Below are 8,109 nucleotides of genomic sequence, written 5' to 3' on the forward strand. Positions count from 1 at the left end.
GCAAAATTTTTGATTCAGACTATCTCCTTTAAGGTCTCACCCCACAGCCGAGGAATACATTATGTCCATCAGCAATGAGCAACTGAACAAGCTGTCCCTCAACGGTCTGGAAACCATTTTCCGCTTTTCGCAAATCACTTTGGATAGCGCCGAGCGCCTGGTCAAGCTGAACCTGGAAATCTCCAAGCAGTCGCTGGAAGAAAACGTCAAAATCGCCAAACAGCTGAGCGGCGTGACCGACCCGCAAGAAGCGGTCAGCCATCTGAACAAGCTGGCCACCCAGAACATCGACACCGCTCTGGCCAACTCCCGTAATCTGTACGACATCGTTTCCTCCGCTCAAAGCGAACTGACCAAGCTGGCCGAAGAAAATCTGGGCAGCTTCAACAAGTCGTTGATCGGCGCGATCGAGTCCGCGGCCAAAAACGCCCCGGCCGGCTCCGACGCCGCGCTGAACGCGGTGAAAAGCTCGGTGGCCGCCGCCGCCGCCGCGGTCAACACCTTCAGCAAAGCCGCCCAGCAAGTGGTGGAGTTCACCGACAGCAGCGTAAAGGCCGCCACCAGCGCCACCGCCGATGCAGTGAAAACCGCCAGCAAGCGCGCGCCCACCGCTTAAACGCAGTTTGAAGGCTAAAGCACAACCCCGTCCAGCCGACGGGGTTTTTCTTTGCCTTGCGCCGGAGGATGGCATGTGAGCGGCGACAGGTTTACAATCTGCGCCTTAAGCACGTTTCAGGAAACCAATTAGGTTCAGCGCATGAAAATCAGCAGCAATTTTGACGCCGGCAGCATCGAGATCGTCTCCGCCGACAACTACGAAGACATCCAACTGCGCATCCGCCGCGACAATGCGGCCGAATTCGCCCAGTGGTTTTACTTCCGCGTGCAAGGCGCCGCTTATCAGCACTGCACCTTCAACTTTCTGAATGCCGGCGAAAGCGCTTATCCGGATGGCTGGATCTACTACCAGGCGATGGCCTCCTACGACCGCATCAACTGGTTCCGCGTGCCCACCCACTACGAAAACGGGGTGATGACGATAGATCACGTGCCTTTGTCCGGCAGCATCTACTACGCTTATTTCGAACCCTATTCCTACGATCAGCATCTGAACCTGATCGGCCAGGCGCAAGGCTCCGGCCTGTGCCAGGTCAGCGATCTGGGCTTTACCGTGCAGCAGCGCGACATCAATCTGCTGACCATAGGCCACGAAGTGGAATCGGATCTGAAAATCTGGATCATCGCCCGCCAGCACCCCGGTGAAACCATGGCTGAATGGTTCATCGAAGGCCTGCTCAATCGCCTGCTGGACCCGCAAGACCCCACCAGCCGCGCGCTGCTGGACCGCGCCACCTTCTACGTGGTGCCGAACATGAACCCGGACGGCTCGGTGCTGGGCAATCTGCGCACCAACGCCGCCGGCGCCAACCTCAACCGCGAATGGGCGGCCCCCAGCGCGGAGACTAGCCCGGAAGTGCTGGCGGTGCGCAACAAGATGCAGGAAACCGGCGTGGACCTGTTCCTGGATATCCACGGCGACGAGAACATCCCCTATGTGTTCCTGGCCGGCACCGAGGGCGTGCCGTCGTGGAACGAGCGCCTGGAGGCCCTGGCCGACCAATTCCGCCACCACCTGCTGCTGGCCAGCCCGGACTACCAGACCGAGCACGGCTACCCACGAAACGCGCCGGGCAAGGCCAATATGTCCATCGCCACCAACTGGGTGTGTGAAAACTTCGGCTGTCTCGCCTTCACGCTGGAAATGCCGTTCAAGGACAACGCCAATCTGCCGGACGACGACTTCGGCTGGAGCGGACAACGCAGCCTGCGCCTGGGCGAGGCGGCCTTGTCGCCCATCTATGCGATTGCGCAGAACCTGCGCGCCTGAGAACCACCAGGCCGAAACCAAAAAAGCCACGGATCACCGTGGCTTTTTTCATTCTCATTGCCGCTTAAACGTGATCCAGCAATTGCAGCGGATGATCAATGGCGATGTCGGCGCCCCACTCCGCCGGCCGGTCGCTGTCGGCAATGTAACCCCAATTGGCCAACACCGTTTTCATCCCCACGCTGCGGCCGGCTGCGATGTCGCGCTCGGCGTCGCCCACGTACAGGCAATGCTCGGGCGCGATGCCGATCTGATCGGCCGCATAACGCATCGGCCTCGGGTCCGGCTTGGGCACGCCCACGGTGTCGCCGCTGACCGTCACCGCCGGCGCCGTGATAAAAGGCAACGACGGCACCAAGCGGTCGGTGAAGCGCATCGGCTTATTGGTGATGATGCCCCACAGCAATCCCTTGTCCATCAAGCCCTGGATCAGGCCGTTGACGCCGTCGAACAATACAGTCTCGTCAGCGAAGCTGTGCTCGTAATGATCCAAGAAGCGCAAACGATACTCCTCGAAACGAGGATGTTCGCGGTCTATGCCGAAACCCAGGCTGACCAGCCCGCGCGCGCCATGGCTGGCGATGGGCCGCACCGCCGCGTAAGGCTGCGGCGGCAGGCCCTCCTCGGCCAACAAGCGGTTGAGCGCGGCGCCCAGATCACGCGCGGTGTCGGCCAGGGTGCCGTCCAGATCGAATAGAACTGCCTTGATCATGATTCGCTTCAATGAAGGAGCGCGACGTCAGGCTGCCGACCATAAGCAGCCCGCCGGCCCGGTTCAACGTATGGTCTTGCCCAGAAACAGCTTGTAAGCCGGATTCTGGGTTTCCTCGACATAGGGATAGCCCAGATTATCGAGGAAGCGCTGGAACTCGGCATCGTCGCTGGACGGCACCTGAACGCCCACCAATACGCGGCCGTAATCCGCGCCGTGATTGCGATAATGGAACAAGCTGATGTTCCAGTCCACGCTCATCGCTTCCAGGAAACGCATCAGCGCGCCGGGACGGTCCGGAAACTCGAAGCGCAGCACCCGCTCGTCCTTCAACTGCGGCGCATGGCCGCCCACCAAATGACGAATATGCAGCTTGGCCAGCTCATTATCAGTCAGGTCAATGCTCTCCAGCTCGTGAGCGTTCAGGCTGGCGAGTATGCCCTCCAGGTCCTGCTTGCCGCTGATTTGCACGCCGACGAAGACATGAGCGGTGCCTGGATCGGCAAAGCGATAATTGAACTCGGTGATGTTGCGGCCCCCGATCACGGTACAGAAGCGCTTGAAGCTGCCCGGTTTTTCCGGAATGGTCACCGCGATGATGGCCTCGCGCCGCTCGCCCAGCTCGGAACGCTCGGACACATGGCGCAGGCGATCGAAATTCATATTCGCGCCACAGGAGATCGCCACCAGAGTCTGGTCCACGCAGCCTTCGCGCTCCACGTAAGCCTTGGCGCCGGCCACCGCCAAGGCGCCCGCCGGCTCCACGATGGAGCGAGTATCTTCGAAGATGTCCTTGATCGCCGCGCAGATGGCGTCGGTGTCCACCAGGATGATCTCGTCCAGCAATTCGCGACAGATGCGGAAGGTCTCCTCGCCCACCAGCTTCACCGCCACCCCGTCGGCGAACAAGCCCACGTCCTTCAACTCCACCCGCTCGCCCTTGGCAATGGATTGACGCATTGCGTCGGAATCCACCGGCTGCACGCCTATCACCTTGATCTCCGGCTTCAGCCGCTTGATGAAGCTGGCGATGCCGGCGGCCAGGCCGCCGCCGCCGATGGCGACGAAGATCGCGTTCAAGCCGTCCGGATGCTGACGCAAAATCTCCATGCCTATGGTGCCCTGGCCGGCGATCACATCCGGATCGTCGAACGGCGGAATATAAGTCATGCCGTTTTGCGCCGCCAGCGAGCTAGCGTGATGGAAGGCCTCGTTGAAGGAATCGCCATGCAGCACCACCTGGCCGCCGTATTGCTTGACCGCGTCTATCTTGATCTGCGGCGTGGTCACCGGCATCACGATGATGGCTTCGCAACCCAGCCGGCTGGCGGACAAGGCCACGCCCTGCGCATGGTTGCCGGCGCTGGCGGTGATCACGCCGCGCGCGCGCTGCTCCGCGCTGAGCTTGGCCATCTTGTTGTAAGCGCCGCGCAGCTTGAAGGAGAACACCGGCTGCAGATCCTCGCGCTTGAGCAGAATCGTGTTGCGATAGCGGCGCGACAGATTGGGCGCCAACTCCAGCGGCGTTTCGATGGCGACGTCGTAAACCCGCGACGTCAGGATGCGTTCCAGATAGTCTTGCTTCTCTTGCATGGCAAAGCCTTTGTCCCGATCATTATTTTGCTTGAACTGCCAGAGTAGCAGGAACTCCAAGCAGACGGGAAGGCTTGATAATATTGGATTGTTGCATTGCGGTATCGCAACGGCTCCGCCTGCCCCGCTCGCAGAAAATCACCACTTCGCGGCAACCGGACGGCAATCCGCGTGTATAATCAACGGCTACTATTTGGACCTCAACCCCCAGCGTTGCCCATAGGAACAATGAAAACATTCACCAGCATTCTCACAGCAGCGGCGATCGCGCTGCCGTCCGTCTCTTTCGCCTCCGCCGCCTTTCTGCCGCCCGCGCCCGAAATCGCCGGCAAGGCCTATTACCTGACCGACTTCAACAGTGGGCAAGTGCTGGCCGAACGCGACCCGGATTCCCGTGTGGAACCGGCCTCGCTGACCAAGCTGATGACCGCCTACCTCACCTTCAAAGCCTTGAAGGAAAAGCGGCTGACCCTGGAGCAAACGCTGACGGTGTCGCAAAAGGGCTGGAAGACCGAAGGCTCGCGCATGTTCCTGGATCCCAAGGTGCCCGCCAAGGTCGACGACCTGATCAAGGGCATGATCGTGCAATCCGGCAACGACGCCTGCGTGACGCTGGCTGAAGCCATCGCCGGCAGCGAGGAAGTTTTCGCCCAAGTGATGACCCAGCAGGCGCAGAAACTGGGCATGAAGAACACCCAGTTCCGCAACGCCACCGGCCTGCCCAATCCGGAGCACTACACTACCGTGCACGATCTGGGCATCCTGGCCGGCGCGCTGATCCGCGACTTCCCGGAGTTCTACCCGATCTACTCGATCAAGTCCTTCACCTACAACAACATCAAGCAGCCCAACCGCAACCTGCTGCTCTACCGCGACCCCAACGTTGACGGTATGAAGACAGGCTACACCGACAGCGCCGGCTACAACATGATCACCACCAGCCACCGCGATGGCCGTCGCGTGATTTCGGTCGTGGTGGGCACCGCCAGCCCGGAGGCGCGCGCGGTGGAAAGTTCCAAGCTGCTCAACTACGGCTTGCAGTTTTACGATACGCCCAAACTGTATAGCGGAGCCAAGCCGGTGTCCGAGCTGCCTATCTACAAGGGCGCGGCCAAAACCGTCTCCGTCGGCTTCGCCAACGATGTCTTCGCCACCGTGGCCAAGGGCCAGGCCGCCAAGCTCAAGGCAGATCTGACCACGATGCAGCCGCTGATCGCCCCGGTCAAAGCCGGCCAGGTAGTGGGCAAGCTGGTGGTGTCGCTGGACGGCAAGCCGCTGTTCGAACGCCCGGTGGTGGCCTTGAAGGCAGTGGAAGAAGGCGGCTTCTTCAGCCGGCTGTGGGACAGCATCAAGCTGATGCTGGGCTGGAAATAAACGGCGTCCGCCGTTGATCGCGGCGCATCGCGGCGCCGGGCATCGCCCGGACGCCGCTGCTGTATTATGATGTGACGTTTTAGCAATAAAGACGACCGTAAAATGTATTGGCGCGGATGGCCCGGTTTGCAGTACAACTGGCTGCTGCGCCTTTGCCCGTTTCGGGCGCGGCGTCTTTAGAACCTGTTTACGATCTGCTGCGCTTCGGCGACACAGCGTTGAAAACGCCTTCGAGATGCTCATGTACCGTGTGTACACTCCGCTTTCTCAGCGGTTTTCGCCTTGTCTCGCTCTTGCTCGCGAAATCGTAAACCCGTTCTTAGTGGATTTGATTGAATATGTCTGAAAAACAGGAACTCATGGAATTCCCCTGTCGCTTTCCCATCAAGGTGATGGGCGAGCGCCACGAGGATTTCATCCTCACCATCACTGAGGTCGTGCGCGTCAACGCGCCCGATCTGGCCGACCACGACGTGACCTTGCGCGAAAGCGCTAATGGCCGCTTCTACGCGCTGACCGTCACCGTCACCGCCACTTCGCGTCAACAGCTGGATACTATCTACCTGTCGCTGACCGGCCATCCGATGGTGAAAATGGTGCTCTAAGCGCCAGGAGATTGCCGTGTCGCGCATCGTCAAACATCTGGGCCGAGTGGATTACGAACCAACCTGGCGCGCCATGCAGGCGTTCACCGACGCCCGCAACGCTGACACCCCAGATGAACTGTGGGTGGTGGAACACCCGCCCGTCTACACTCAAGGCCTGGCCGGCAAGCCGGAACACCTGCTGCACGCCACCGCCATTCCGGTGGTGAAAACCGACCGCGGCGGCCAGATCACCTATCACGGCCCCGGCCAGTTGGTGGTTTACCTGCTGGTGGACTTCAAGCGCATGGGCATAGGCGTGCGCGAGCTGGTGCGCCGCATCGAACAGGCGGTGATAGACACGCTGGCGGAACTGGGCATTCACGGCAACGGCGATGTGGACGCACCCGGCGTTTACGTGGCCGGCGCCAAGATCGCCTCGCTGGGCCTGCGCATCAAGAACCACGCGGTCTACCATGGCCTCAGCTTCAACGTGGACATGGACCTGGAGCCTTTCGATTCCATCAACCCTTGCGGTTACGCCAACCTCAAGGTGACCGACCTGAAACAACTGGGAGTGGAGCTGAGCCTTGCCGCCGCCGCCGATACGCTGCTGCCGCATCTGGACCGCCTCCTGAACAGCACCAAGGAACTGACATGAAGCCGGAAAACCAGGCTGGGGTCAAACACAAGGGCGCGGCCAAAACCGCGCGCATCCCCATCAAGATCGTCCCGCTGGACGAAAAGCTGAAAAAACCGGAATGGATCCGCGCCAAGCTGCCCAACGGCCAGCGCTTCCACGAGATCAAACAGATTCTGCGCGAACAAAAGCTGCACACCGTCTGTGAGGAAGCCACCTGCCCGAACATCGGCGAATGTTTCAGCAAAGGCACCGCCACTTTCATGATCATGGGCGACATCTGCACCCGTCGCTGCCCGTTCTGCGACGTGGGCCACGGCCGCCCCAACCCGCTGGACCCGGACGAACCACGCCACCTGGCGGAGAGCGTGGCCGCGATGAAGCTGAAGTACGTGGTGGTGACCTCGGTGGACCGCGACGATTTGCGCGACGGCGGCGCCCAGCACTTCGCCGACTGCATCAACTCGGTGCGTGAAATGTCGCCCAACACCCAGATCGAAACCCTGGTGCCGGACTTCCGCGGCCGCCTGGACGTGGCCGTCGACATCCTGAGCCAGACCCCGCCGGACGTGATGAACCACAATCTGGAAACCGTGCCACGGCTATACAAGCAGGCGCGTCCGGGTTCGGATTACGCGCACTCGCTGCAATTGCTGAAGGACTACAAGGCCAAGAACCCCAATGTCCGCACAAAATCCGGCCTGATGGTGGGCCTGGGCGAGACCGACGAGGAAATCTTGGAGGTGATGCGCGATCTGCGTGCCCACAATGTAGACATGCTGACCATAGGCCAGTACCTGCAACCATCCGACGGCCACCTGCCGGTACTGCGCTACGTGCATCCGGACGTGTTCAAGATGTTCGAGCAAAAAGCCCATGAAATGGGCTTCGTCCACGCCGCCGTGGGCGCGATGGTACGCTCCAGCTACCACGCCGACGTGCAGGCGCACGAGGCCGGTGTGTGAGTGACCTGTTAAGGCGGCTAAACAACGCTGACGTGCGCTGAACGCCAAACTTCAAAAATGCCTGATCAAATTCATGATCAGGCATTTTTTATGACCACTCCAGCGCGCATCAACCGGGGAAGGCTCCCAGATATTGCCGTCCCGTTCAAACTATCCGCAACGCCTATGGCGTCCCGCCAAAACAGAGACGCTCTAAGAGCCTGTTCACGATCTTTTGAGCAGCAGAACGAGGAAGGCTAAATGGATGAACTGCAAGCTGGTATTGAGTTTCCGCTCGCAGTTCTTCCATAACCGTCGGCATTTCTCAAGCCAAGCAAATGAGCGCTCCACCACCCAACGTTGAGGCATCACCG

9 protein-coding genes are annotated in these 8,109 nt (G+C 60.4%); 6 read left to right on the top strand and 3 right to left on the bottom strand.

All coding sequences use genetic code 11. The annotated features are described in order from the left end of the window. Positions 1–61 precede the first annotated feature (61 nt). Together B0T39_RS23340 and B0T39_RS23345 are read left to right on the top strand one after the other, a co-directional pair. The gene (locus B0T39_RS23340) at positions 62–616 is read left to right on the top strand and encodes a phasin family protein (protein WP_019101299.1); all 555 of its coding nucleotides are present in this window, start codon (positions 62–64) and stop codon (positions 614–616) included. Between the two features lie 141 nt (positions 617–757). Then, complete coding sequence (locus B0T39_RS23345) at positions 758–1,888, top strand: M14 family metallopeptidase (RefSeq protein WP_081550991.1); 1,131 nt, start codon at positions 758–760, stop codon at positions 1,886–1,888. 64 nt (positions 1,889–1,952) lie between these two features. On the opposite strand, the gene B0T39_RS23350 is transcribed toward B0T39_RS23345, so the two are convergent. Next, positions 1,953–2,600: an HAD family hydrolase gene (locus B0T39_RS23350; RefSeq protein WP_081550993.1), complete on the bottom strand. Its 648-nt coding sequence runs from the start codon at positions 2,598–2,600 to the stop codon at positions 1,953–1,955. Between the two features lie 63 nt (positions 2,601–2,663). Continuing rightward, a complete protein-coding gene (gene ilvA / locus B0T39_RS23355; protein WP_081551002.1) occupies positions 2,664–4,193 on the bottom strand; it encodes a threonine ammonia-lyase, biosynthetic in 1,530 nt (509 codons plus the stop codon). 228 nt (positions 4,194–4,421) lie between these two features. Here ilvA and B0T39_RS23360 point away from each other — a divergent pair, with 228 nt between their 5' ends. The 4 genes from B0T39_RS23360 to lipA all read left to right on the top strand — a co-directional run bounded on the left by B0T39_RS23360 (position 4,422) and on the right by lipA (position 7,756). Continuing rightward, positions 4,422–5,567, top strand: a complete 1,146-nt coding sequence (locus tag B0T39_RS23360) for a D-alanyl-D-alanine carboxypeptidase family protein (protein WP_019101295.1) — start codon at positions 4,422–4,424, stop codon at positions 5,565–5,567. A gap of 338 nt (positions 5,568–5,905) precedes the next feature. Continuing rightward, positions 5,906–6,172 (top strand): YbeD family protein, encoded by a 267-nt coding sequence (locus tag B0T39_RS23365; RefSeq protein WP_081550994.1) that lies wholly within the window; start codon positions 5,906–5,908, stop codon positions 6,170–6,172. Positions 6,173–6,188: 16 nt separating this feature from the next. Further along, complete coding sequence (lipB, locus tag B0T39_RS23370; RefSeq protein ID WP_081550996.1) at positions 6,189–6,812, top strand: lipoyl(octanoyl) transferase LipB; 624 nt, start codon at positions 6,189–6,191, stop codon at positions 6,810–6,812. Beyond that, positions 6,809–7,756: a lipoyl synthase gene (lipA, locus tag B0T39_RS23375; RefSeq protein WP_081550998.1), complete on the top strand. Its 948-nt coding sequence runs from the start codon at positions 6,809–6,811 to the stop codon at positions 7,754–7,756. The genes lipB and lipA overlap by 4 nt, the downstream gene beginning before the upstream one ends. Positions 7,757–7,960: 204 nt before the next feature. Here lipA and B0T39_RS23380 read toward each other — a convergent pair. Continuing rightward, positions 7,961–8,109: transposase (locus B0T39_RS23380; RefSeq protein ID WP_141111082.1), on the bottom strand; the 149-nt coding region annotated here is incomplete at its 5' end.

It is taken from the genome of Chromobacterium haemolyticum (assembly GCF_002081825.1).
Classification (GTDB): domain Bacteria; phylum Pseudomonadota; class Gammaproteobacteria; order Burkholderiales; family Chromobacteriaceae; genus Chromobacterium; species Chromobacterium fluminis.

Coding starts and splice junctions, on each gene's coding strand:
- B0T39_RS23360 (WP_019101295.1), top strand. CDS start 4,422: ATGAAAACATTCACCAGCATTCTCACAGCAGCGGCGATCGCGCTGCCG.
- B0T39_RS23350 (WP_081550993.1), bottom strand. CDS start 2,600: ATGATCAAGGCAGTTCTATTCGATCTGGACGGCACCCTGGCCGACACC.
- B0T39_RS23365 (WP_081550994.1), top strand. CDS start 5,906: ATGTCTGAAAAACAGGAACTCATGGAATTCCCCTGTCGCTTTCCCATC.
- ilvA (WP_081551002.1), bottom strand. CDS start 4,193: ATGCAAGAGAAGCAAGACTATCTGGAACGCATCCTGACGTCGCGGGTT.
- B0T39_RS23340 (WP_019101299.1), top strand. CDS start 62: ATGTCCATCAGCAATGAGCAACTGAACAAGCTGTCCCTCAACGGTCTG.
- lipA (WP_081550998.1), top strand. CDS start 6,809: ATGAAGCCGGAAAACCAGGCTGGGGTCAAACACAAGGGCGCGGCCAAA.
- B0T39_RS23345 (WP_081550991.1), top strand. CDS start 758: ATGAAAATCAGCAGCAATTTTGACGCCGGCAGCATCGAGATCGTCTCC.